The sequence below is a fragment of the Devosia sp. Z11_6 genome (assembly GCF_058133665.1).
The window spans coordinates 162,683-187,658 of record NZ_JBYUNQ010000001.1 but is presented as its reverse complement, the minus strand read 5'-3'; the positions used below and the strand labels follow the sequence as shown (position 1 = coordinate 187,658).

Genomic DNA, 24,976 nt, shown 5'->3' with positions numbered 1-24,976 from the left:
ATCCTTAGGCACGGCCCGCAACGGCACCGGCCGACAACAGCTGGCGATACAGCTCGCCCATCGCGCCCGCTTGCGCGGCAACGCTGAAGCGTTGGGCGCGCTCCTGCCCCTTGGCCGCCAGTTCCGCCCGCAGCGCGGGATCGCCCGCCAACTGGTTGATGCGGTCGGCAAAGGCTTTGGGGTCATGCGGGCCGGCAAACAGCGCCACCCCATCCCAGAGTTCGCGATAGGTCGGGATATCGGCCAGCACCAGCGCCGCCCGGGCCCCCGCCGCTTCCAGCGGCGCCAGCCCGAATGGCTCATAAAGCGAGGGCGACGCGACAATGGCGGCTTCCGCCATCAGCGCCTTGACCCCGCCATGGGTCAGCTCGCCGCGATGATCGGCATGCTCGATGGCCAGGAACTGCCCATTGGGCCCGCTATTGGCCCCCGCCATCACCACTGGCCACACCGTGTGCTCAGCCGCCTGGTCCAGCACCCGGCCATTCTTGCCATCATCCCACCAGCGCCCGGCGGCAAACACCAGTTCGGCCTTGTCGATCTCGGACGGCCTCGGATGGGCGCCATTATAGATCACCTGCAGCCCCTTGATCGGGCCATAGCTGCGGCGCAGCATGTCGGCATGGGTTTCGCTGGGCGCCACCACCGCATCGGCATGGTCGAACCCGCCCCGGTTGAGCCGCTGCTGCCAGTGCCAGTCCAGCGGCACCGGCCCATTGCGCACTGCCGCAAACCAGGTGACGACGCAGGAATGGCTCACCACCAGCACCGGCACATCCAGCTTGAGTCCATAGGCTTGCGAGGGCAGGTTGAGATGCACCAGATCCACCTGATGCTCTTCGGCCAACGCAGCGATCAGCCCGGGCACGCCATCCAGCGCCGCCTCGTTTTGGGCGGTCCAGTCCAGCGGCGCTTCGAGCCACACCAGCGTGCCCAGCCGCTGGGCTTCCTCGACCTGAGCCACCGAAGGCCCCGGCCCAAACCCGGCAAACACAAAGCTGAAGCCCTGCTCGCGCAGTGCCGAAGCCAGGTCCATGGCATAGCGCCACACCCCGCCCACGGCATCCAGCGACATCAGCACCCGCCGCGGCTGCGGCCCGGCGCTGTTGCCATTGGCGGCCCCGATTGCCTCGGCCATTATGCCCGCACCCGCTGCTGGCTGGCCTTGGGCACCGCAATGGCGTGCTGTGGCGCGAGCCAATTGCACAGATCCACTATCCCGTCGCGCCAGCCCATCCGCGCGCTCCAGCCCAGTTCCGCTTCGAGCCGGCCGGTATCGGCGACGAAATACAGCTGGTCGCCCGCCCGCCAGTCGCCAAAGCCGATCTCGACCTTGCGCCCGACCAGCTGCTCGATCTCGGCCAGCACCATGTTGAGGCTGACCGCATTGCGCGGCCCCCCGCCCAGGTTGAAGGCCCGGCCCGAAACCTTGCCGATATTACTCAGCACGCTGCGATAAGCGGCCACGGCATCGCTGACATGGAGCACATCGCGCACCTGCTTGCCGTCGCCATAAAGCGTAATCGGCTCGCCCTTGAGCGCCCGGATCAGGAAATGGGCGACCCACCCCTGGTCCTCGGTGCCGAACTGGCGCGGCCCATAGATGCAGCTCATGCGCAGCACCGCCGTGGGCAAGCCAAAGCTCTTGGCATAATCGAGCACATATTGGTCCGCCACGCCCTTGGAGCAGCCATAGGGCGTGCAGAAATCGAGCTTGCGGTCTTCCGACACGCCGCGGGCCCGCATCACCTCGTCGACAGGCAGATAGCGCCCATCGCTTTCGGCCATGGCCATGTCCTCGAGACCGCCATAAACCTTGTTGGTGCTCGAAAACACCACCGGGGCATTGCGCCCGGCCGCACGCACGGCCTCGAGCACATTGATCGTGCCGCGCGCATTGACCTCGAAGTCATCGAGCGGATCGAGGAGACTCGTCGTCACCGCAGTTTGCGCGGCCAGGTGAAACACCGCCTTGGCCTCGGCAAACACCGGCTTGATGGCCGCCAGGTCGCGGATATCGGCGCGTGCCAGCTGCACGCGCTCGCCATGGTTCTGCTTGAGCCAGGCCAGGTTCTGCTCGACGCCGGGGCGGCTGAGATTGTCGAGCACCACCACCTGTTCGCCATCGCGCAAAAAGCTGTCGGCGAGATTGGAGCCAACAAAGCCGCTCCCGCCCACCACCACAATGGTGCCGGCAGCGGGGGCCTTGCTCATTGGGTTGGCGCTGAGTGGTTTGCCCGCTGTCACGAAACCAAACCCCGCTCCTCCAACTGGCGCTTCATCTCGGCGCCCCGATCGATCGCCTGCGCCTCGCGCACCCAGTCCGCCAGCTCGCCCAGCGAATCCTCGAGGCGATGCTGCGGCTCAAAGCCGAGCAGCTCGCGTGCCTTGGAGATATCGGCAAAGCAGTTGCGGATATCGCCCGAGCGCGCCTTGCCCATGATGTCTGGGGCGATCTGGGGCACGCCCATCGCTTCGGCGAGGAGCGTTGCGACCTGGGTGATCGTATAGGCATTGCCGCTGCCCACATTGATCACATGGCCGGGGGCTTCCGCCCCTTCCAGCGCCAGGCGGAACGCGCGGGCCACGTCGCGCACATGCACGAAGTCGCGGCGCTGCTCGCCATCCTCAAAGATCATGGGCGGCTGCCCATTGGTCAGGCGCGACGCGAAATTGGCCAGAACGCCGGTATAAGGATTGGACAGCGCCTGGCCCGGGCCAAACACGTTGAACAAGCGCAGCGCCACGGCGTCGACCCCATAGGCCTCGCCAAAGATCAGCACCTGCCGTTCCTGGGAGTATTTGGTCAGCGCGTAGATCGAGGCCAGGTCCACCGGCTTTTGCTCGTCGGTGGGCGCGGGCGTCAGGGTTTCGCCATTAGGGCCCGTGGGGTTCCAGGCGCCGGTCTTGACGCTGGCGGCGCGGCGGCGAATGCTTTCGAAGCGCTGCCCCTCGGGGCCGACATAAACGCCTTCGCCATAAACACTCATCGAGGAGGCCACGACGATGCGCTTGATCGGGCGATCGATCATGGCTTCCAGCAGCACCGCGGTGCCGAGGTCATTGCCCCCGACATAGCGGGCGATTTCATACATGGATTGGCCCACGCCCACTTCGGCGGCCAGGTGGATGACGCTGTCGATACCCTCGAGCGCCGCGTTCACCGCATCCTTGTCGCGCACATCGGCGCGGATCACCTCGACCCCGGCGGGGGTTGGCGCTGCGGCATCCCCGTGCACCTGGTCGATCATCGCGTCCAGAACGCGCACCTGGTAATTATTGGCCAGCAATTCCTGCGCCACATACCGGCCGATAAAGCCGCAACCACCAGTGATAAGAACGTGAGTCATGTGCACCTGACGCTTGAAGATCTGCCGAGATTTCGGCAGAAAAGAACAACCAAAGCCAGTTTCCCCCGATTGCGGCAACCGGGCAACCCTAGGGGCTGCATGAACCGGAAAATCGCCACCAAGGAAACCAGCGCAGCAGCAAAGCTGCCTCAGCTTCATGTACTTAGATGATGCTTTCAGGTCAAGCACACCAGCCCGCTCCGCACCCCTTGAGGCAGTCCAATTAACCCAAGTTACTTATAACCTATTTTGTTTACCGCGTGGTGGAACCAAATAATACCGACGCGCATTTATGCTCTTTGGCCCCGGCGCGACCTCTCCTCCGCTCCCCTGATTCTTTCTTCACATTGTCCTGCCGTTAAGCTGAATTGTCGTCAGCCCGGATCCAGTCCCCTCCCCCTTGAGGGGAGGGCTAGGGTGGGGTTCAGGCCCTTCAATACACCCGGCCCCCACAGCAGACACGCGGCTCGTCCCCTTGTGGGGCTTTGAGCCCACCGCAGGGCAAACCGCTCCGGTGGAGCGCTTTGAAGCAAGAAGGTCAAGACGCTAAGCCCGCATGGTCCATAATTAGCCACTTCATCCCCATCCACCTCAGTTCGCCCCGAAGCCCGGCACTATCGTCCCCTCCCCCTTGAGGGGAGGGCTAGGGAGGGGGTCCCTCCGCCAACCACCCACCCAAGAGCGGCCCTCCTCCCCTGGCCCCATCTGACGCAGCTCCCCCGCAGCAAAACTTGCGGACAACCGCCCCGCCTTGCGCTACCAAGACACCCCTGATTGCGCCCCTTTGGGCGCCCTGAAACTCAACCGAAAGGCAGGTCATGAGCGAGATCGAGGCAGCAGCACCCGAGATGGCGGCCGCAGTGGTTACCGGCCCCGGCACCATTCGCATTGATCGCCAGTCAGCGCCCCAGCCCGGCCCCGGCCAGGTCCGCGTGGCGCTCGAAGGCTGCGGCGTTTGTGCGTCCAATCTCACCCCTTGGGCGGGCCCCGAATGGATGCAGTTCCCCACCGAGCCCGGCGGGCTTGGCCATGAAGGCTGGGGGCGCATCGATGCGCTGGGCCAAGGCGTGACTGGCCTGGCGGTCGGCGACCGCGTGGCCGCGCTTTCCTATCATAGCTATGCTACCCACGACGTGGCCGAGGCCGATGCCGTGGTCAAGCTGCCCGCCGCTCTCGACAACCAGCCGTTCCCCGGCGAGCCGCTGGGCTGCGCCATGAACATCTTCAAGCGCAGCGACATCCAGCCCGGCCAGACCGTTGCCATTGTTGGTATCGGTTTTCTGGGCGCGCTCCTCACCCAACTCGCGTCCCGCGCCGGCGCCCGGGTCATCGCCATTTCGCGCCGCCCCTATTCCCTCGATATCGCCAAGTCCATGGGCGCCGCCGAAGTGATCCCGATGAACGATCACTGGCAGATCATCGAGCAGGTCAAGGCGCTGACCGATGGCCAGTTCTGCGATCGCGTCATTGAAGCGGTGGGCAAGCAATGGCCGCTTGATCTGGCGGCCGAGCTGACTCGCGAGCGCGGCAAGCTGATCGTTGCCGGCTATCACCAGGACGGCCCCCGCCAGATCAACATGCAGCTCTGGAACTGGCGCGGGCTCGACGTGATCAACGCCCATGAGCGCGACCCCAGGATCTATATTCAGGGCATCCGCGACGCCGCCGACGCCATCATGGCTGGCAAGCTCGATCCCTCGAGCCTTTACACCCATGATTTTGCGCTCGAAGAGCTCGACACCGCCCTCGACACCACTCGGGATCGTCCCGATGGCTTCCTCAAGGCGCTGATCCGCTTTGGCTGAGCCAGTTTCTGTGCCAGCCGGGCACTGCTGACCCGCTGAACGCTAGCCCGCCTTTTTGGCCGGCGCGCGTTTGGCAGGGGCGCGCTTGGCGGGCGCCTCGCTCGATGTGGAAGGCGCCTTGGGTGCCTTCGCCGCCGCCGCCCGCCGCGGTGCGCTCGGCTTGGCTTCAGCGGCCGGCGCCTGCTCGATCGAGCGTTTGAGTGAAGCCATCAAATCGATCACATTGCTGCTGCCCTTGATGGGTTCGGCCGGCTCCGCCTTGGGCTTGCTGCGCTTGGTATGCGTCTTGAGCTTGGCCGTGATCAGCTCCTTGACGCTGTCCTCGTAATGATTGTGGAAGGCGGCGATATCGAATTTTTCGGTTTGCCGTTCCATCAGCGCCATCGCCATCTTGACGGCCGCCTCGTCGGCGGGCGCCGCGTCGATGCGGCCAAAGAACTCGCGCTCATCCTTGAGCTCTTCCTTATAGTGCAGCGTATTGAGCACCAGCCCCTCGCCCGAAGCCTGCAACGCTGCCAGATGCTCCTTGCCATTCATGGTGATCTGCCCGATCCCAACTTTCTGCCCTTGCTGCAACGCGTCCCGGATCACCACATAGGCATCCTCGGCCAGATCGTCCGCCGGCTGCACGTAATAGGCCTTGCTGAAATACACCGGATCGATTTCGCTCAGTTCAACGAACTGCGACAACTCGAGCGTGCGCTTGGTTTCGAGCTTGACCGCGTCGAGCTCGTCTTCGCTCAGCAGCACATGCTCGCCCTTTTCATATTCAAAACCCTTGATGATGGTTTCGGGCTCGACCGCGCCGATCCCGTCCACCACTTTTTCATAGTGGACCGGCTGCATCGTCGGCTGGTGGATCATTCGGAATCGGGTGCGTGCTTCGGTTTGGGCCGGATAAAGCTCGACGGCAATCGAGACCAGGGAGAGGCGGATCTGGCCCCTCCAGGCCGGGCGCGAAGCAGGCATGGCGGGTACTCTCGAATCACTAACAGGCCGACTCAATCCCGCGCCCGGTGATTCGTTCCGCCTCCAAAAATGAATCTGCGCCCAATGGTTTAGGCGTGATTGCCGCCGCTCCCGGCACCCTCCCGCTGGCCCCGGTTAAGGCGGCAAATCCCGTCCACCCAGACGCCAGCAACATTGCTGCGATTGGCGCCATAAACGATCTTTTCGAACACTGCCGCGGGCTCGGTTTGCCCGAAGAGGCGTATTCCGCCATCCACCGCCCCGGTGTCGATGGCGAGTGCATCGAACCGGTAGCCCTCCGCAAACACCCCGATCGGCAAGTCGAGCGCCACCCCGCCCCCGGCCGTTGCCAGGTGAAAGGCGGTGACGAGATCCACCCGTCCCGTGCCACGCCCGCGCTCGGCCGCCGGCAGCGCCGGGTCCACCCCTTCTTCGAGCATGCGCGACACCTGCACCGTTGTGCGGCACGCCTCCCACATCGAGGCACTGGGCCCACCCGAAATATCGGTCCCCAGCCCCACATGCAGCTGCTTTTCCAGCGCCTGGCGCAGCGGAAAGACGCTGTTGGCGAAATAGATATTGGAGAGCGCGCAATGGGCCACCGCCGATCCCCGCTCGACCAGCAGGTCCATATCCGCTTCCGATAGGAAAGGCGCATGCGCCACCACGGATCGCCGCCCCAGCAACCCGAACCGGTCCAAGACAGCCGCATCGCTGATGCCGAACCGCTCAAAGGCATATTGGTGCGCCCAGTCGCTTTCCGAGCAATGGGTCTGCACATGGCAATCGCAATCGCGCGCCAGCTGCCCCAGCCCCTCGAGCGCCGCATCGGTGCAGGAGGGCACAAAGCGCGGCGTCACCACCGGCAGCACCCGCCCCTCGCCATTCTCGGCATGCCCGCGGATATAGTCGATCACCGCGCGGGTATCGCGCACCGCCGCTTCCGCACTCTCGTCGCGGTAATCGGGCGGGCACGCCGCCGGATCGTCCATTGCCACCTTGCCGATCAGCGCCCGCTGCCCCGCTTCGATGCAAAGATCGGCCAGCACTTCCGTCGCCGCCCGATCCTGCGTGGCGAAATACAGCGCCGTGGTCGTCCCACCCGCCAGGAGATCATCCACCAGCACGCTATAGCGCTCGCGAGCAAAATCGAGGTCGCGATACTGCGCCTCGAGCGGGAAGGTATATTTTTGCAGCCACACTTCGAGCGGCTCGTCGAGCGCCAATCCCAGCTGCGGATATTGCGGCGCATGCACATGCAGGTCGACCAGACCGGGCAAACCATAATGCCCGTCCGGCAGCCGAATGACGCGCTCGCCCAATTCGTTCAGAACCCGTTCACCTTCATGGCTGGATTGGGGCAGAACGGCGCTGATCACCCCCGCCTCGTCCACGCAAATCATCGTATCGGCCAGCACGTCGAGCCGCTCCGGCCCCGGCGCATGCAGGAAAGTCCCCAACACCGCACCGCCCCGCACATCCATTGTCATCACCCATCCCCGCTTTGCCGCCGCCTAGGAGGCCGCTATGCTAGCGCATTGCCCCCGAGAACCTACACCCATGACCAACGACCTCGCCTTCCTCGACGCCGAGACTCTCGCCGCCCTTGATCGCTTCATCGACAAGTCCGACGAGCCCCCCACCCCGCGCTTGTCCCGCGAGGAAGCGGTCAATGTCGTGGTCCAGGATTGGCTCATGGCCCAGGGCTATATGCCCATCCCTCAGGAGCCCGGCGAAACCGTCGAGACCAACGAAGCGGCGGTCCCGGCCGCCCATGTGCTGGACGACACCAAGACCACCTTTGGCGAAGAACCCTGACGTAACAGGCGGTTAGCCGAGCTTCGGCTTGCCGCCCATCTCGTCCTCGATGAACACCTGAACGATCTCGTCGAACGAGCTTTCGGCCCGGAACCCCAACGCCTTTGCCCGCTGCGGATCGAAATTGCGCGCCCAGCCGCTGACCATGCCGGCTACAGTCGGATCGGGCTCGCGGCGGATCAGCGCGACCGCCTCATCCCCCGCCACCCGTTGCAGCGCCGCGATTTCCTCGGCTACCGTGGCACTCACGCCCGGCATGTTGAGCGAGCGCCGATTGCCCAAGGGCGCCGTATCCATGGTCGCGGCATGCAGCAGGAACCCCACTGCCGAACGCGGGCTCGCGAACCAGTGGCGCACGCTTTCATCCACCGGCAACACGGCTTCCTGCCCATTGAGCGGCTCGCGCAAAATCCCCGAAAAGAACCCGGACGCCGCCTTGTTGGGCTTGCCCGGCCGTACCACGATCGTGGGCAGGCGAATGCCGACCCCATCGAGAAAACCGCGCCGCGAATAGTCGGCCAGCAGCAATTCGCAGATGGCCTTTTGCACGCCATAGCTCGTGAGCGGGGTCAGCATCTGCTCGTCCCCGATCACATCGGGGAATGGCATGCCAAATACGGCAATCGAGGAGGTGAACACCACCCGCGGGCAGTAACCGCCACCCGCGCCCGCTAGCCGGATCGCCTCCAGCAGCGCCCGCGTGCCATCGAGATTGATGCGATAGCCCTTCTCGAAATCCGCTTCCGCTTCCCCCGAAACAATGGCGGCGAGGTGAAAGATCAGGTCCGGCCGGCCAGCAATCAGCTCTTCGGCCACCCCGGGGTCCGACAGGTCCGCTGCACGCAACTCCACCGCCAGCCCCTCGGGACGCGCCGGCTCGATCACATCCACCAGGGTCAGCTGCTCGATCGCCTGCTCGCCCACCTTGCCGGAGCGCACCAATTGCTCCGTCAGCTTGCGACCGACCATCCCCGCCGCGCCAATCACCAATACCCGCATGCCTAAGCCTCCTCCGGTAAGAGGCTATTGGCTAGCGATATTGTGGCGCCCTGTCACGGGCTTCCTGCACCGGCTGGCCCCGGTTGAGGCTAGCCGCGCAACTGGGCCGGCAACAGCGCCGCTGCCGCCTCGTCACAGACCAGGGTGACGCGCGGATGGGTCTGCAGGAACGAGGCTGGGTTTTCGGCCCGCACAGCTCCCGTCATCGCATCGGCCAGTGCTTCCGCCTTGGCCGCGCCCGTTGCCAACAGGATGATGCGGCGCGAGTCGAGAATGGTGGCGATACCCATGGTCACCGCGTGGTGGGGCACCTCGGCGCCGGGCGGGAAATCGGCCGCATTGACCTCGCGGGTGCGCTGCGCCAGCTCAACGATCCGCGTGCGCGAATTCTGCGGCGAGCCGGGCTCGTTGAACCCGATATGACCATTGCGACCAATGCCCAGCAGCTGCAACTCGATCCCGCCGGCCGCCGTGATGGAGACCTCATAGGCCGCCCCGGCATCGGCCGAGTTGCCATCGGGCAGGTGCAGCTTGCTCGCATCGGCATCAACCAGGTCGAACAGGTGCCGGTGCATATAGGCGGCAAAGCTCGACGGATCGTCCGCTGCCAGCCCGCAATATTCATCGAGATTGAAGCTCGTCATCCCCGCAAAGGACAAACCTTCGTCGCGGTGCAGCCGCACGAGCTCACGATAAACCCCGATCATGGAATTGCCCGTGGCGAGGCCCAAAACGCTCGCCGGAGCCGCCCGCAGCTGCGCCCCGAGCTCCGCTGCAACACTGATCTCGGCTTCCTCCGCTGTCGGGAACACACGAATTTCCGGCATCGGGGTCGAACTGCTCACTGCATTGTCTCCAAAATCTGGTCGTCCCGCGCTTGGAAAGCCTTTCGCGCGGCAAATCAAGCTGGTTAGGCCAGCCGGAGAGGCAGACCCAACAAATTATTCGCCGTCCCTAGGCGACCTGCACCACATGACCCGGCGCCACTTCCTCGTAGCGCCGCTTGGGCGGCACAAAGCCGGCCGGACGAACCGGGCTGGGCAATTCGTCATTGGAAACGGGCCGCCGCACCTGCCGGCGCGCCGGGTCGGGCACCGGCACCGCCGCCATCAGCTTGCGGGTATAGGCGTGCTGGGGATTGGCAAAGATCGCCTGCCGCGGCCCGATCTCGACGATCTCGCCCAGATACATCACCGCCACGCGGTGGCTCACCCGCTCCACTACCGCCATATCATGCGAAATGAAGAGATAGGAAAGGTTCAGCCGCTCCTGCAGGTCGAGCATCAGGTTGATCACCTGCGCCTTGATCGACACATCGAGCGCCGACACCGCTTCATCGGCCACGATCACCTTGGGATCGAGCGTCAGTGCCCGAGCAATGCAGAGCCGCTGGCGCTGCCCGCCGGAAAACTCGTGGGGAAAGCGCTTGGCCATTTCGGGCGATAGCCCCACTTCCTCGAGCAGGTGCAACGCCTTGTCGCGCGCCTCGGCCCGGGTGCCCAGCTTATGGGCGAGGAAGGGCTCCATCAGCGCTTCCCCGATCCGCATGCGCGGATTGAGGCTGGCAAACGGGTCCTGGAAAATCATCTGCACGGTCTGGCGCAGCTCGCGCAGATTGCTGCCGGAGAGGCTGAGGATATCGCGCCCTTCCACATCCACTTCCCCGCTGCGGGGTGTGGTGAGGCGGGTGATGGAGCGGCCGATCGTTGACTTGCCGCAGCCCGATTCCCCCACCAGCGAGAGGGTTTCGCCGGGATAAAGCTCAAAGCTCACATCCTCCACCGCATGCACCGCGCCCCCAGGTCCGCGCAGGAACCGGCCGCTGAGATCATAGCGGGTGACGAGATTCTTGACCTTGAGGATTGGGGCCGTGCGGTCCACTTCCCGCGTGGTCGGAGCCGGCTCGCTGGCTGCGCCCGTTTGCGGGTCGATAATGGCGAAGCGGCGCGGCTTGGGCTCATCCTTCATCGCGCCCAATTGTGGAACGGCCGCCAGCAGCGCGCGCGTATAGGGATGCTGCGCGCCTCGGAACAGGTCGGCCGTGGCGCCGGTTTCCACCGCATCGCCCCGATACATCACGACGGTGCGGTCGGCGATCTCGGCCACCACGCCCATATCGTGCGTGATGAAGAGGACCGACATCCCTTCTTCTTCCTGCAGCGCCTTGATCAGGTCGAGGATCTGCCCCTGGATGGTCACGTCGAGCGCCGTGGTCGGCTCGTCCGCGATCAGCAGTTTGGGGCGGCTTGCGAGCGCCATGGCGATCATCACGCGCTGCCGCATCCCCCCCGAAAACTGGTGCGGATATTCCTTGAGGCGCCCCGCGGCATTGGGAATGCGCACCCGCTCGAGCAGGCGAATGGTTTCCGCCCGCGCTTCGGCCGCGCTCATCGGATTGTGGCAAGTCAGGGCTTCGGCGATCTGCCGCCCCACCGTGAACACCGGGTTGAGCGACGTCATCGGCTCCTGGAAGATCATCGAGATCTCGTTGCCGCGCACCCGCCGCATGTCTTCTTCGCTCAATGCCAGCAGCGAGCGGCCATTGAGCAGGATTTCGCCCTCGATCCGGCTGCTGCCCGGGGGCAGCAACCGCATCACCGACAGCGAGGTCACGCTCTTGCCCGACCCCGACTCCCCGACAATGGCCACGGTTTCCCCGGGCATGACGTCAAAGGATACATTGCGCACAACGCTGTTCCACTCCCCGCCAGTGCGGAAGGAGGTGGAGAGGTTGCGAACGGACAGGACGGGCGCGGGCGTAGTCATGGGCAAATAGCTCCGAATTGCTTAGCGCTTGGCGCGCTCGGCGCGGGCGGAAGGCACGGCTTCCGGCACGAACGAGAAATCCTTGTCGAACGGATAGGTGGGGTGCGGCTTGTGGTTGCGCTCGAGGCGCTCCACGAACTGGTCCACCACCCCCGGCGACAGGGCCATCAAATTGGGATTGGCGATCGGGCTCAACTCGGGCGAGAGATAGCCCGATTTGACCACCACGATCTTGGCCGCCACGGGATTAAGCCCGAGCTTGGTGAAGTCAGCGATATAGTGAAAGGGCCGCCGGCGCGCGGTCAGCACCAGCTCGATCCCACCGATCCGCACCACCGCTTCCCGCAGCCGCTCCTGCTCGACTTCCAGCAGATTGACCACCTCGACCTCGGCCTCGACCGGCGTGCTCGACACATCAAGGCTCGCCCCGATGCGAAGATGCAGCTTGGCGCCGATCCCCGCCGCATAGGCGGCATCGGTCGCCGCCTTGTCGGTGATCCCGGCAAACACTACGCCTTGGGCGTTGCGCCCGATCAGCGCCGCCAGCACTTCGGCGCGATCGCCGACGCCGCCGCCGGTGGGGTTGTCCCCCGCCTCGGCCAGCACCACCGGCGCCGTGGGCGAACTCACCGCCCAGTCGACGCATTCATCGATGCTGCCGGTCTTGGGGCCGAAGCGGAACTCTTCGCGGACATCCCAATAGTCCTGCGCCAGATGCTTGGCCGCTTCTTCCATTGCGGGACGATTGACGCCCGTCACCACCGCGCAGGCCGTAGCGCGCGGCTCGTCGGCCCAGACATAGCCCACCTGGAACGACGCATCCCAGATGCCCGTGGGGTCTTCCACCGCCTGCATCTGTGCATAAAAGGTCTTGGCGGGCTCGTCCTGCGTGCTGGTCCGCTCGCCGGGCAGCAGCACCGGCACCGGCGACCAGACGAGGTGCGGCCGCTCGCCGCTCGACAGCGCGCGCACCAGCATGGTCACCGCCCGGCGCATCGTGTCGGCCACATCGATATGTGGGGCAGTGCGATAGGTCGAGAACATGTCGAGGCTGTCGATGATGCGCTGGCTGACATTGCCATGCAGGTCATAGCTCGCCGAAATCAGCACATCGGGCCCCACCAGTTCGCGCACCGCGCTGATCAGGTCGCCCTCGGCATCCTGCAGACCCTCGACAAACATCGCGCCATGCATGGCGAGATAAACGCCATCGAGCGGCAGCGCCGCGCGAATGCCCTCGAGGATCTCAGCCTTCCAGGTCGCATAGATCGCCCCTTCCACCGGGCCGCCCGCGATAGCGCGGGCATGCAGCACGGTGATGAACTCGGCCGGGAAATGGGTCAGGAACTCGAAATAGCCGTCCTTGATCATCGAAGGCCCGCGCAGCACGCGGAAATCGGCCTCGCGCGCCAGAACGGGATTATATGTGCTACATTCGACATGCAGACCGGCAACGGCAATGCGCATGCATCTTCCTTCCATTAAATAAGACCATTCAAGAAGCTTTCGGCCACCACGCTCGCGGCACCCCGGCTCCACACATCATTGTCCACCCGCTCGGTGCGGATGGGGGTACGGCCCGACAGGCGCGGCAGCACATTGGCCTCGATCGCCTGCTGCATCACCGTGGCAAACAGCCCCGAAAAGCTCTTTTCCTGATGCGCGATCAGGATCATCTGCGGATCGTTGATCTGGATCACAGTGGCGATCGCCAGCCCCAGCGCCGAGCCCGCGCGATGCAGGATCCGGATGGCGGCCGATGACCCATTGGTCGCCTCGTGCTCAAGCTCGCTCAGCGAGGAAATCTGCAGCCCGTCCTCGCGCGCCAGTTCGGCCAGCGCATTGAGCGAGGCCACGGTGTCGAGGCACCCCACCTTGCCGCACCGGCACGGCCGCCCCTGCAGCTCGATAGTGCAATGGGCAATTTCCCCCGCCCCGCCATGCGCCCCGCGATACAGCCGCCCATGGATAAAATGGGCTGAGCCGATCCCGCCACCCAGCGAGATGACGCTGAAATTGTTGAACTCGCGCGCTTCCCCGAAATGCTTTTCGCTGATCGCCAGCGCTTTGGCGTCGTTCTCGACAAATGTGGGCACCCCGACGCGCTTGCCGATCAGCTGCGCCAGCGGCACATCCTGCCAGCCCAGGAGCGTCGACTTGATGCAGCGCGCCTGCTCTTCATCCACGAGGCCCGACAGCGCCACCCCGATCCCGGCCAGCCGCTCGCGCGCGATGCCATCGATCAACCCCGGCAACGCGGCCGCAACATTATCGGCGAATCGCTCGGGGTCGGGATCGAACTGCAGCGCCGCCCGAGCAAAGATATTGCCCTTGAGGTCGGTCAGCGCGATCTGCGCGGGCCGGCTCAACAGCGAAATGCCGATGAAATAAGCCCCGTCCGCCCGCAGGTCGAGCAACACGGCCGGCCGCCCCTGGCGCTGCACGCTCGTGGTTTCCTCCACCAGCGCGCCCTCGATCAGCTCGCGCGTTAGCCCGCTCATCGCCGCCTTGCTGAGCGCGAGTTGACTGCCCAGCTCCGCCCGGGTGAGCGGACCCGAGGAATTCAGGCTGCGCAGAATGCGATGGTGGGTGGGTGTGAGCAAATGAACCTCTATCCCTTGACACTAAGTCCTATGAGTGAACTACTCAAGCCAGGTTAGTTCACTCACTAACAAAACTTTCACAGGTCGACCCCGGAGCGCGTTGGATGAAGTTTGTGCCTACTACCCGCAGCCTCATGGCTCGCATTGCCCTTGCCGGCGTGCTTGCCTTTACCCCCAGCCTCGCCATGGCTGACGTTCTCAACGTTATGCAGAGCGAAGCCCCCCGCTCCATGGATCCGGGCGATCAAAGCGCGACCTTCACCAATGCGCTGCTCCGCCCGATGTTCGAAGGGCTGACCGATCGCGACGCCAACCAGCAGATCGTGCCCAAGCTCGCCACCGAATGGACTTCGGACGAAGCGGGCCTGGTCTGGACCTTCAAGCTGCGTGAAGGCGTTGTCTTTCATGACGGCACCCCATTCAATGCCGAAGCTGCCGCCTACAACTTCAACCGCCACCTCGACACCGAGCGCGGTCTTGCCGCCAGCGGCCGTCTGCGCACCTTCATGGCAGGCGTGCGCGCCGTTGATGAATACACCCTCGAAATCACCCTCAAGTCGCCCTACCCGGCCTTTCTGGCCCTCCTGACCACCCAGGCCGGCTGGCAGGTCAGCCCGGCTGCCGACGAAGCCGGCAATCTCGGGTCCTCCTCGGTAGGCACCGGCCCCTATCGCCTCGCCGAATACCGCTCGGGCGATTATGTCCTGCAGGAAAAGTTCGCTGACTATTGGGGCGACAAGGAAGCCGGGGAAGACCAGATCCGCTGGACCTGGTCGAGCGAAACCTCCGTGCTCAACATGGCGCTCCAGACCGGCGACGCCGACATCATCAACCCCGTTCCGGCCGCCTTTGCCCGCCAGATCGAGGGCAATCCCGAGCTCGCGCTCAATGTCTCGGACGGCTCGGCCGTGTTCTGGGTCGCGCTCAACACCGAGTCCGAGCCCCTCAGCGACGTGCGCGTCCGCCAGGCGCTGAACTTCGCCACCGATAAGAACGGTCTCGTCCAGGCGATCATGGCCGGCTACGCTATTCCGGCGACGTCGCCCCTGGCCACTATCACACCCGGCTTTGATCCCTCGCTCAACCCCTATCCGCTCGACCTCGAGCGCGCCAAGGGGCTCCTTGCCGAAGCCGGCGTTGCCGACGGCTTCGAGATCGATGTCGTGGTCCAGGAACCCGAAGCGCGCATCGGCGAAGTGCTCCAGGCCATGTGGGCGCCGCTGGGCGTCAAGCTCAACGTGCAGCGCATGGAAAGCGGCGTCTGGTCCCAGGCCGCCTTTGGCGATGTCGCCCAGAAGGCCGACCAGAATGTCGACGCCGTGATCGCGTCATGGTCTTCGGGCGTCAACGGCGCTGACCTGCAGCTGCGCCCGCTCTACCACTCCTCGAGCTTCTCGCCCGGCGGCGCCAATCTCGGCTTCTTCAAGAACGACGACTTCGACGCCCTGCTCGACAAGGCTGCTGCCACCACCGACGAAGCGGCCCGCAACGAAGTCTATGTGGAAGCCCAAAAGCTCATCAATGACGAGGCGCCTCACGTCCTCCTCTATGTGAACCAGGACCTCTATGCGACCCGCGACGGCGTGTCGGGCGCCTGGATGGTGCCGGGTGGTTTCGTGCGCGTCGAAACCGCGACCAAGGACTAACAACCGTCTCCGGCCGGGCGAGCATTTCACTCGCCCGGCCCTTGCCTCGAGAGCCCAATGCAATCCTATTTCCTGCGCAAGCTGGCATCCTTGCCGCTGATCCTGATCGGCGTGTCGCTGCTGGTGTTTATCGCCATCCGCGCCCTGCCGGGCGAGCCCGCCCGTGTGCTGGCCGGGCCTGAAGCCACCCAGGAAGCGGTGGACGCCATGACCGTCAGGCTGGGGCTCGATCGCTCCATCCCCGAGCAATATCTGCTGTTTGCCACCAATGCGCTGCAGGGCAATTTCGGCAATTCCATCCGCTCCAATCTCCCCGTGGTGCAGGAAATCGCCGACCGCCTGCCCTATACGCTGTCCCTTGCCGCGCTCGCCTATCTTCTGGCGGTAGCCGTGGGCGTTCCCGCCGGCATGGCCGGCGCCATGAACCGCAACCGCTGGCCCGATTACCTCGTGATGATCCTGGCTATTGGCGGCGCCTCCATTGCCAATTTCTGGCTGGCGCTGATGGCGATGAACTATTTTTCCGTCGAGCTCGGCTGGCTGCCCCTGCTCGGCGCCACCTCCTGGCAAAGCTATATCCTGCCCGCCGTCACCCTTGCCGTTTTGCCCACCGCCGTGATCGCCCGCATGACGCGCTCGAGCATGATCGAGGTGCTGGGCCAGGATTATGTCCGTACCGCCCGCGCCAAGGGCCTGCCCGCCCGCCAGGTCTATTGGAGCCATGCCCTGCGCAATGCGCTCATTCCCATCGTCACCATTGTGGGGCTCAATTTCGGCAGCCTCATCGGCGGCGCCGTGGTCACCGAGTCCGTGTTCAACTGGCCTGGCCTTGGGCGCCTGATGGTCGATTCCGTGCGCTACCGCGATTACCCCGTGATCCAGGGCGTGGCGCTCGTTGCCGTTTTCGGCGTCGTGATCGTCAATTTCCTCGCCGAAATGCTGATCGCTGTTCTCAATCCCAGAATAAGGTTCGAATAGATGTCCGCTCCCATGACATCACCGGCTCGTCGCCCCAACGGGACGGCGCGGGCCTTGAGCTGGATTGCCGGCAACGCCAACCTCGTGATCGGCGGGGTCCTCGTCGGCCTCATCGTCATCGCCGCCATCTTCGCCCCGTGGATCGCCCCGGCCGATCCTTATGCACAGAACCTGCTCTCGACCCTCCTGCCTCCCTCCTGGGAGCATCCCTTCGGCACCGATGACAATGGCCGCGATATCTTTGCGCGCGTCATCTATGGCGCCCGCATCACCCTGCTTGAAGTGGTGCTCGCCGTCGCTCTTGCCGTTTGCACCGGCGTCCCCCTCGGCATCATTGCCGGCATGGGCGGTCGCGTGCTCGATCAGACCATCATGTGGATCATGGACGTGCTCTTTGCCTTTCCCGGCATCGTGCTCGCAATCCTCATCGTCAGTGTGCTCGGGCCCAGCCTCATCAACCTGTTGATCGCCATCGCCATCTTTTCCGTGCCGGTTTACGCCCGCCTCAGCCGCAATCTGACCCTTGGCCTCAAGCGCATGGAGTTCATCGAGGCGGCCCAGGCCCTCGGCATCCCGCAGCACCGCATTCTGGTGCACTACATTCTGCGTAATGCCATCGGCCCCATCATCGTGCAGTCGACGCTCACCGCCGGCACCGTGATCCTGTCCGCGGCGAGTCTGTCCTTTCTCGGGCTTGGCGCCCAGCCGCCAACGCCTGAATGGGGCGCGATGATGAGCGTTGGCCGCAACTATCTCGGCGTCAACATCTACATGTCGCTGTTCCCGGGCCTCGCGATCATGCTGACCGTTCTGGGCTTCAACATCCTCGGCGATGGCCTGCGCGACCTGCTGGATCCGCGCAAATGAGCACACCAACAAGCGTCTTCCTGCGCGATCCGGCTGCGCCAGCCACCGCGCTTTGCGCCGATATCGGTGGCTCCTTCATCAAGTTCGGCCAGGCCTTCGGGCCCGGCCAAGTGCAGCGGGTCGACGAAGTGCCAACGCCGGCCGACAACTGGCCGGCTCTCGTCGAAGCCCTCACCGGGCTCTCCACGCGCTGGAACGGCGCCGGCGCCGCGGTGCCGCTGGCCATATCAACCACCGGCCTCTTTGATCACCGCAACGGCACCGTCAACGCCGCCAATATCCCGGCCTTTAAGGGCCATGACGTAGCGGGCGAGCTTGCCGCAGCCCTCGACCGTCCGGTCGTGATCGCCAACGACGCCGATACCTTTGCGCTGGCCGAAGCCAATCTCGGCATCGGCCGCGGCCATGACGTGGTGTTTTGCGCCATTCTCGGCACCGGCGTCGGCGGCGCCCTCGTGGTCGATGGCCGCACCGTGCGTGGGCATCGCGGCGTCACGGGCGAATGGGGCCACGGCCCCATCACCCAGACCCAGCTGACCTTGGCTTCGGGCGAAACCCTGACCATCCCCCGCTTTGCCTGCGGTTGCGGCCAGATCGGCTGCACCGATACGATCGGGGGCGCGCGCGGCATCGAACGGCTGCATTCCCATTTGCACGGGCAAGAACAGACCAGCCACGAAATCCTCGACGGTTGGGAAGCCGGCGACGCGACTGCCGCCCGCACTGTCGAGGTCTACCTGGCGCTGCTGAGCGAACCTCTGGCCTTTGCCGTCAACATCACCGGCGCTTCGGTGGTGCCCGTTGGCGGGGGCCTTGCCGCCCGCACCGCGCTGATCGCGGCGCTCGACGCACAGGTGCGCACCCGCACCCTCAACAGCTTTGCCGAACCGCTGGTCCGTCCGGGTCAGTTCCTCGACAATGGCGGTCTCATCGGCATGTCGGTGCTGGTCCAACAAACCCCAAGGGCTTGAATCCATGATCCTCGAAGTTTGCGTCGATAGTCCCCGCGGTCTGCATAGCGCGGTCGAGGCGGGTGCCGATCGCATCGAACTCTGCTCGGCCCTGGCGCTCGGCGGCCTCTCGCCAAATCCGGGTTTGGTTGCGCTCGCGAGCAAGGCGGCGGTCCCGGTCTACGCCATGGTGCGCCCCCGCCCCGGCGATTTCATCTTCGATGCCGCGGACGAAGCCGCCATGCTGGCCGAGATCCACCAGCTGCGCGCCCACGGCATTGCCGGCGTTGTGCTCGGCGCCAATCGCCCCGATGGCACGCTCGATGTCGACCTGCTGGCGCGTCTCATCGCCCGCGCGCAGGGCATGGGCACGACGCTGCACCGCGCCTTTGACCTGACGCCGGATCAACCGGCGGCGCTGGAAACGGCAATCGAGCTGGGCTTTGATCGGGTACTGACCTCGGGCGGCCAGCGCTCGGTGCTCGATGCGGCCCCCACCATTGCCCAGTTGCTGGCGCAGGCCAGCGGCCGCATCACCGTCATGCCCGGCGGTGGCATCAAGCCGGCCAATGTCGAGCAGATGCTGGCCGTGCCTGGCATCAACGAGATCCACGCCTCCTGCCGCAGCCCGCTCGGGCTCGATCCGCAATCGCTGCCCGTCCAGTTCGGCTTCCAGCCCGCCGACGAAGGCGAAACCGACCCAGTGCTTGTGGAGCGCATGCGCGCCATTCTTTCCCAACACTCGGCCTGAGGAACCACAAAATGAAAAACACCCAAGCCATCTGGGACCTGGTCGACCAGCACCGCGCTTCCTTTGTCACGTTGGCCGACACCGTCTGGGCAACGCCCGAAACCTGCTACATGGAAACGCGCTCCGCCGCGGCCCATGAAGCGGCGCTGCGCGAGCACGGCTTTTCGGTTCGCACGGGCCTCGCGGACATCCCGACCTCTGTTGTCGGTGAAGCCGGCAGCGGCGGCCCGGTGATCGCTTTCCTCGGCGAATTCGATGCGCTCCCAGGCCTCAGCCAGGAAGCAGGCAACGCCACCCACACGCCCCTCCAGGCCGGTGGCAATGGCCATGGCTGCGGCCACAATCTACTCGGAGCCGGCAGCCTGCTCGCCGCCCGCGCCCTCAAGGATTATCTGGAAGCCAACAACCTGCCCGGCCGCGTCCGTTACTACGGCTGCCCCGCCGAAGAAGGCGGTGGCGCCAAGGCCTTCATGGTCCGCGCCGGCCTCTTTGATGATGTCGACATCGCCATCACGTGGCATCCCGGCATTTTCGCCGAAGTGACCCGCCGCTCGAGCCTGGCCAACACGCGCATTGATTTCACCTTCACCGGCCGCGCCGCGCACGCCTCTTCCGCCCCGCACCTCGGGCGCAGCGCCCTTGATGCGGTGGAGCTGACCAATGTGGGCTGCAACTATCTGCGCGAGCATGTCCCGACCGACACGCGCATGCACTATGCCATTCTCGATGCCGGTGGCATTGCCCCCAATGTGGTGCAGGCCCGCGCCAAGGTGCGCTATTCCGTGCGCTCCTCGACCGTCGACAGCATGCTCGATGTGCTCGCGCGCGTTCAGGATGTCGCTCGCGGCGCCGCGCTGATGACCGGCACCAGTGTTGAGATCAAGATCATCAGCTCGGTGGCCAATCTCATCAACAACGCCCCTCTCCAGGGCGCCATGTCCGCCGCTCTCGCCGAACTGGGCTCGCCCCAGTTCAGTGCCGAGGACGAAAGCTTCGCCCGCACCATCCAGGCGACCCTGTCGCCCGAGCATATCCGCCATGATTACGAGCGCTATGCCATGCCCCCGCGCGAGGACAAGGCGCTGGCCGATTTCCTGATCCCCGCCGATATCGCCGTCCCCACCGCGGGCGTCGCCTCGACCGATCTGGCCGATGTGAGCTGGGTCGTCCCAACGGTCCAGCTGGACGGCGCCAATTTTGCCATCGGCACCCCGTTCCACTCCTGGCAGCTGGTCGCCCAGGGCAAGAGCGCTGCGGCCCACAATGGCATGATCCATGCCGCCAAGGTCATGGCCGACACCGCCGTCAAGGCGCTGGAAGACGCCTCCCTGCGCGAGGCCGCTGCCAACACGCTCAACCAGGTCGCCGGCCGTGCCCGCTACAAGACGGCGATCCCCGATGGCGCCCTGCCCCCCATCGCCGACATGACCGCCAGCTGATCACAACAAAAAGCCCCGGCAAACCCGGGGCTTTTCTTTATCCGATCGGCGAAGCCGCAAAAAACTCCCGCACCGCCGCTTCCACGCTCAGCGCCGCCAGCCACGAGGTGCGCGGATTATCCGGCAGCGCCGCATTCTCGAGCGCGATCTCGAACTGCCCGAACGCCCCCCGCGCCAGCACCTGATGCCGGTTACCCCCGGCCGCCGGGTCCGCCACCAGCCGCACCTGCGTTGCCTCGAACCCCAGCCCGCTCAGCGCTACCGCCGCACACACATTGGCGTTCTTGGGAAACAGCCGCGCTGCCTCCGCCGCCGTGCCGCTGAAGAACTCCGCCGCTTCCGTAATCGAGCCGAGCGCCACCAGCGTCTCGGCATGGCTGCCCGCCCAGGCCTGCGGTGGCTTGGTGCCGCAATAAACCACCGCGTCGAGCCCCGCCAGTCGCGCCGCCCGCAGCACATCGAGCCCGCCGATCGCCCCCGGCACCAGCGTCAGTCGTCCGGCAGCCGTGACGCTCCCCGCCACCCGCGCCCGCAGCTCCGGGTCCGCCAGCGCTCCCACGGACGCCACCACCACCGGCACCCCCGCCGCGAGCAAAGCCGGCACGTGTCGCGCCACCGCCTCGTGCCCGGCACATTCCACCACCAGCGACGGCCCCCAGCCGATCAGCTGCTCGACCGTGCTGAACACCTCCAAATTGCCCGCGCTCGCCGGACTGCGCATCAGTGCCGCCCCTACCGCCAGCCCCTCGCCACGCGCCTCCAGCGCCCCGATCAGGCTGCGGGCCATCGCCCCCAGTCCGATCACCGCAATCCTCTGCCGATCTGCCCCCAAACACCCAACTCCGCCTGCTGCCTAATGCAGGGCATAGCTGTCCCCGCCCCGTCGGGCAACCGTCAGCTGCGCAGGATCTTCTCCATCGGCCGGCCCTTGGCCAGTTCATCGACCAGTTTGTCGAGATAGCGGATTTCGCGCATCGTGGGCTCCTCGATCTCCTCCACCCGCACACCGCAAACAACGCCCCGGATCAGCGCCCGATCCGGGTTCATCCGCGGCGCGTGGGCGAAGAAATCCTCGAAATTGGTGCCCGCCGCCAGCACACCCTCGAGGCTCGCTTCATCATGCCCGGTTAACCAGCAGATGATGCGGTCCACCTCCGCCTTGCTGCGCCCCTTGCGCTCCGCCTTGGCGACATAGGCCGGATAAACGCTGGCGAAGCTCATCCCATAGATCCGATGCCCCGGCATGGCTGCCCTCCCCGAGCTGCTCTTCCTGGGGGCCAACCATAACCCAGATCAGGCCATCGGTCAGCTGCGCAGCCCTGGCGCCTCCTGCCCGGTGCTTTGCACATATTCGGTATAGCCCCCGCCATAGGCATGCACGCCCTCGGGCGTCAGTTCCAACACCCGGTTGGACAGCGCCGCGAGGAAATGCCGGTCGTGCGACACGAACAGCATCGTGCCTTCATATTGGCTGAGCGCGGTGATCAGCATTTCCTTGGTGGCGATATCAAGGTGGTTGGTCGGTTCGTCGAGCACGAGGAAGTTCGGGGGATCGAACAGCATCATCCCCATGACGAGCCGCGCCTTTTCCCCGCCCGACAGCACCCGGCACTTCTTGTCGATCTCGTCGCCCGAAAACCCGAACGCCCCCGCCAGCGCGCGAAGGGGCGCCTGACCCGCCTGCGGAAACGAGCTTTCCAGCTGCTGGAACACGGTCAGATCGCCATCGAGTACATCCATGGCGTGCTGGGCAAAATAGGCCATCTTGACCGATGGCCCGCGCGACACCGTGCCGGCGTCCGGCTCGGTCGTGCCGGTCACGAGCTTGAGGAGGGTCGATTTACCCGCGCCATTGACCCCCATGATGCACCAGCGCTCCTTGCGCCGCACATGAAAGTCGAGCCCGTCATAGATCGAGCGGCTGCCATAGCTCTTGCTCACGCCTTTGAGCAGCGCCACGTCCTCGCCCGAGCGGGGCGCGGGGCGGAACTCGAAATCCACCGTCTGGCGCCGCTTGGGCGGCTCGACCCGGTCGATCTTGTCGAGCTTTTTCACCCGGCTCTGCACCTGCGCCGCGTGGCTGGCGCGCGCCTTGAAACGGGCGATGAAATCGAGCTCCTTGGCCAGCATCGCCTGCTGGCGCTCGAATTGCGCCTGCTGGTTCTTTTCGGCAATGGCGCGCTGCTGCTGATAAAACTCGTAATTACCCGAATAGGTGGTAAGCCCGCCCGCATCGATCTCGACGATCTTGGTGCAGATCCGGTTCATGAATTCGCGGTCGTGCGAGGTCATGAACAGGGCGCCCTGGTAGTTCTGCAAAAACGCTTCCAGCCAGATCAGCGATTCCAGGTCGAGATGGTTGCTGGGCTCGTCGAGCAGCAGCGCATCGGGGCGCATCAACAGGATACGCGCCAGTGCCACGCGCATCTTCCAGCCGCCCGACAGCTTGCCGACATCGCCATCCATCATCTCCTGGGAAAATCCCAGGCCATCGAGCACTTCGCGCGCCCGGCCATCGAGCGAATAGCCGTCCAGCTCCTCGAACTGATGCTGCACTTCGCCATAGCGCTCGATAATGGCGTCCATCTCGTCAGCCTTGTCGGGGTCGCCCATATCGGCTTCGAGCGCCCGCATTTCGCTGATCAGCGCACTGACCGGCCCAGCGCCGTCCATCACTTCGGACACGACGCTGCGCCCGCTCATCTCGCCCACATCCTGGCTGAAATAACCAATGGTGATGCCGCGATCCGCCGAAACCTGGCCCTCGTCGGGCTGCTCCTCGCCCGTGATCAGGCGGAACAGCGTGGTCTTGCCGGCGCCATTGGGGCCAACCAGTCCCACTTTTTCGCCCTTCAACAAGCTGGCCGAGGCATCGATAAAGACGATCTGCTTGCCATTCTGCTTGCCGATATTGTCGAGGCGGATCATGCGGTGTGGTGTCCAAACTAATCCGCCGCCATGAATGGCGGCGGTGAAAAATCTTTGGCACCGATTACAGCAGATTGGCGCGTCCCGAAAGCCACCCCGGCCATGGCACGTTGCCGCTCCGCCGCTTCGTGGTTGGCAACGGCTGAAAGCTGGCGCCCCTCAGGCGCGCCTCGCCTTGCGCAGACCGGCGGAAAACTGATGCGCTTCCACATCCCGCACGAACCGCGCCAGCAGCCCGTTGAAGAGTTCGGCCTGGCTCCAGAACGGCGAATGGCCCGCCGCTGGAATGGTCAGGCATTTTCCGGTCCAGAGCTGGGGAACGGCCAGGGTTTCGAGGTAATGCAGGCGCACCACCGGATCATCGCTGCCATTAACCAGGGCGATCGGGATCTCAGCCGATTCCACGACCCGCTTCTGGTCGGCGCCATCGCCTCGCATCATGCTCCTGAAAAAATTCTGCCGCAGCCGCCCGTCAGCGCGGGCCAGCGCCTGCCTGTTGAGCTCATCTGGCTCGCCCTCGCCATAGCACATGGCAAGAAAGCGCCTTGCGTCGCGTGGGGTAAACTCAGGCTTGCTGGCCAGCAGCATATCCCAGCTTGGTCGGAACCCACGCAGCATGCCAATCGGGCCCTTGGCCACTGGCGGCGTGCCGACCAGCATGGCGCCGCTGATCCAAGCACTGCGCGCCATCATTTCGATGGCGATATGGCCGCCCAGCGACCAGCCGCACACCGCGACCTGGTTGAGATTGAGCTGGCCCAGCACCTCAAGAACCGCCTCGGCCAGATGCGTGAGGCTATAGCCGTCCAGATCCACTGCATCGGTGGAATGCCCATGCCCGGGCAGGTCCACCGCGAGGAGGCGGAGCGGCTGCAGCATCGGGCTGTCGAACTGCCGGCGGAAGGCATCGGTCGAAGCGCCGGAACCATGCAGCAACAGGAGCGGGTATCCGGCGCCGCCGCTGTCGCGCAAGGCGATATCAGAATAGCGTGTCCTGATGACTTTGCTTCTGGCCCGCATAGCAGAGGCTCCCTTCGGACCACCAATGCCCCTCTAAGTTTGCGGAAGCCTTAAGCGGCATCCTTAACCGAATTATTCGGTCCGCAG

The 24,976-nt window shown here is 65.0% G+C and carries 21 protein-coding genes and 1 pseudogene; 8 read left to right on the top strand and 14 right to left on the bottom strand.

What is annotated here, in order from left to right; all coding sequences use genetic code 11:
- Nucleotides 1–4: 4 nt before the first annotated feature.
- The 3 genes and pseudogenes from AC3YMN_RS00910 to AC3YMN_RS00900 all read right to left on the bottom strand — a co-directional run bounded on the left by AC3YMN_RS00910 (nucleotide 5) and on the right by AC3YMN_RS00900 (nucleotide 3,350).
- A complete protein-coding gene (locus AC3YMN_RS00910) occupies nucleotides 5–1,075 on the bottom strand; it encodes a glycosyltransferase family 4 protein (RefSeq protein ID WP_489889180.1) in 1,071 nt (356 codons plus the stop codon).
- Nucleotides 1,076–1,137: 62 nt separating this feature from the next.
- Nucleotides 1,138–2,205 (bottom strand): annotated as a pseudogene (locus AC3YMN_RS00905) (NAD-dependent epimerase/dehydratase family protein); the annotation flags it as partial.
- Between the two features lie 38 nt (nucleotides 2,206–2,243).
- Nucleotides 2,244–3,350, bottom strand: a complete 1,107-nt coding sequence (locus AC3YMN_RS00900) for an NAD-dependent epimerase/dehydratase family protein (protein ID WP_489888577.1) — start codon at nucleotides 3,348–3,350, stop codon at nucleotides 2,244–2,246.
- Between the two features lie 818 nt (nucleotides 3,351–4,168).
- On the opposite strand from AC3YMN_RS00900, the gene AC3YMN_RS00895 reads away from it, so the two are divergent.
- On the top strand, nucleotides 4,169–5,155 hold the full coding sequence (locus AC3YMN_RS00895) for an MDR/zinc-dependent alcohol dehydrogenase-like family protein (RefSeq protein ID WP_489888576.1): 987 nt from the start codon (nucleotides 4,169–4,171) through the stop codon (nucleotides 5,153–5,155).
- Nucleotides 5,156–5,197: 42 nt separating this feature from the next.
- Here the strand turns inward: AC3YMN_RS00895 and ku are convergent, their stop codons facing one another.
- Both ku and guaD read right to left on the bottom strand, forming a co-directional pair.
- Complete coding sequence (gene ku, locus AC3YMN_RS00890) at nucleotides 5,198–6,124, bottom strand: non-homologous end joining protein Ku (RefSeq protein WP_489888575.1); 927 nt, start codon at nucleotides 6,122–6,124, stop codon at nucleotides 5,198–5,200.
- An 89-nt stretch (nucleotides 6,125–6,213) separates the two neighbouring features.
- A complete protein-coding gene (gene guaD / locus AC3YMN_RS00885; RefSeq protein WP_489888574.1) occupies nucleotides 6,214–7,614 on the bottom strand; it encodes a guanine deaminase in 1,401 nt (466 codons plus the stop codon).
- Between the two features lie 70 nt (nucleotides 7,615–7,684).
- Here guaD and AC3YMN_RS00880 point away from each other — a divergent pair, with 70 nt between their 5' ends.
- On the top strand, nucleotides 7,685–7,942 hold the full coding sequence (locus AC3YMN_RS00880; RefSeq protein ID WP_489888573.1) for a hypothetical protein: 258 nt from the start codon (nucleotides 7,685–7,687) through the stop codon (nucleotides 7,940–7,942).
- A gap of 12 nt (nucleotides 7,943–7,954) precedes the next feature.
- Here AC3YMN_RS00880 and denD read toward each other — a convergent pair whose 3' ends face one another.
- The 5 genes from denD to AC3YMN_RS00855 form a co-directional block, all read right to left on the bottom strand.
- Nucleotides 7,955–8,941, bottom strand: a complete 987-nt coding sequence (gene denD, locus AC3YMN_RS00875) for a D-erythronate dehydrogenase (RefSeq protein ID WP_489888572.1) — start codon at nucleotides 8,939–8,941, stop codon at nucleotides 7,955–7,957.
- An 89-nt stretch (nucleotides 8,942–9,030) separates the two neighbouring features.
- The gene (locus AC3YMN_RS00870; protein WP_489888571.1) at nucleotides 9,031–9,786 is read right to left on the bottom strand and encodes a glucosamine-6-phosphate deaminase; all 756 of its coding nucleotides are present in this window, start codon (nucleotides 9,784–9,786) and stop codon (nucleotides 9,031–9,033) included.
- Between the two features lie 109 nt (nucleotides 9,787–9,895).
- Nucleotides 9,896–11,707 carry an ABC transporter ATP-binding protein gene (locus AC3YMN_RS00865; protein ID WP_489888570.1) on the bottom strand — a complete coding sequence of 604 codons (1,812 nt, stop codon included), beginning with the start codon at nucleotides 11,705–11,707 and terminating at the stop codon, nucleotides 9,896–9,898.
- Nucleotides 11,708–11,728: 21 nt separating this feature from the next.
- Entirely contained in the window at nucleotides 11,729–13,174 is a 1,446-nt protein-coding gene (locus tag AC3YMN_RS00860) for a M81 family metallopeptidase (protein ID WP_489888569.1), read from the bottom strand.
- 14 nt (nucleotides 13,175–13,188) lie between these two features.
- Nucleotides 13,189–14,310: an ROK family protein gene (locus AC3YMN_RS00855; protein WP_489888568.1), complete on the bottom strand. Its 1,122-nt coding sequence runs from the start codon at nucleotides 14,308–14,310 to the stop codon at nucleotides 13,189–13,191.
- 104 nt (nucleotides 14,311–14,414) lie between these two features.
- Between AC3YMN_RS00855 and AC3YMN_RS00850 the strand changes: the two genes are divergently transcribed.
- From AC3YMN_RS00850 to AC3YMN_RS00825, 6 genes are read left to right on the top strand one after another with little or no spacing between them, the layout of a single operon-like run.
- Complete coding sequence (locus tag AC3YMN_RS00850; RefSeq protein ID WP_489888567.1) at nucleotides 14,415–15,956, top strand: ABC transporter substrate-binding protein; 1,542 nt, start codon at nucleotides 14,415–14,417, stop codon at nucleotides 15,954–15,956.
- A 57-nt stretch (nucleotides 15,957–16,013) separates the two neighbouring features.
- Nucleotides 16,014–16,934, top strand: a complete 921-nt coding sequence (locus tag AC3YMN_RS00845; protein WP_127754138.1) for an ABC transporter permease — start codon at nucleotides 16,014–16,016, stop codon at nucleotides 16,932–16,934.
- A complete protein-coding gene (locus AC3YMN_RS00840; protein WP_489888566.1) occupies nucleotides 16,935–17,801 on the top strand; it encodes an ABC transporter permease in 867 nt (288 codons plus the stop codon).
- Nucleotides 17,798–18,772, top strand: coding sequence for an ROK family protein (locus AC3YMN_RS00835; protein WP_489888565.1), 975 nt, complete (start codon nucleotides 17,798–17,800; stop codon nucleotides 18,770–18,772). Before AC3YMN_RS00840 ends, AC3YMN_RS00835 begins: the two co-directional genes overlap by 4 nt.
- A 4-nt stretch (nucleotides 18,773–18,776) precedes the next feature.
- The gene (locus AC3YMN_RS00830; RefSeq protein WP_489888564.1) at nucleotides 18,777–19,502 is read left to right on the top strand and encodes a copper homeostasis protein CutC; all 726 of its coding nucleotides are present in this window, start codon (nucleotides 18,777–18,779) and stop codon (nucleotides 19,500–19,502) included.
- 11 nt (nucleotides 19,503–19,513) lie between these two features.
- Nucleotides 19,514–20,941, top strand: coding sequence for an amidohydrolase (locus AC3YMN_RS00825; RefSeq protein WP_489888563.1), 1,428 nt, complete (start codon nucleotides 19,514–19,516; stop codon nucleotides 20,939–20,941).
- Nucleotides 20,942–20,978: 37 nt separating this feature from the next.
- Here AC3YMN_RS00825 and AC3YMN_RS00820 read toward each other — a convergent pair whose 3' ends face one another.
- The 4 genes from AC3YMN_RS00820 to AC3YMN_RS00805 all read right to left on the bottom strand — a co-directional run bounded on the left by AC3YMN_RS00820 (nucleotide 20,979) and on the right by AC3YMN_RS00805 (nucleotide 24,889).
- Nucleotides 20,979–21,746, bottom strand: a complete 768-nt coding sequence (locus AC3YMN_RS00820) for an aspartate dehydrogenase (RefSeq protein ID WP_489888562.1) — start codon at nucleotides 21,744–21,746, stop codon at nucleotides 20,979–20,981.
- An 89-nt stretch (nucleotides 21,747–21,835) separates the two neighbouring features.
- On the bottom strand, nucleotides 21,836–22,186 hold the full coding sequence (locus AC3YMN_RS00815; RefSeq protein WP_489888561.1) for a DUF2200 domain-containing protein: 351 nt from the start codon (nucleotides 22,184–22,186) through the stop codon (nucleotides 21,836–21,838).
- Between the two features lie 60 nt (nucleotides 22,187–22,246).
- The gene (locus tag AC3YMN_RS00810; RefSeq protein ID WP_489888560.1) at nucleotides 22,247–23,869 is read right to left on the bottom strand and encodes an ABC-F family ATP-binding cassette domain-containing protein; all 1,623 of its coding nucleotides are present in this window, start codon (nucleotides 23,867–23,869) and stop codon (nucleotides 22,247–22,249) included.
- Nucleotides 23,870–24,028: 159 nt separating this feature from the next.
- Nucleotides 24,029–24,889 (bottom strand): alpha/beta fold hydrolase, encoded by an 861-nt coding sequence (locus AC3YMN_RS00805; protein ID WP_489888559.1) that lies wholly within the window; start codon nucleotides 24,887–24,889, stop codon nucleotides 24,029–24,031.
- Nucleotides 24,890–24,976 lie beyond the last annotated feature (87 nt).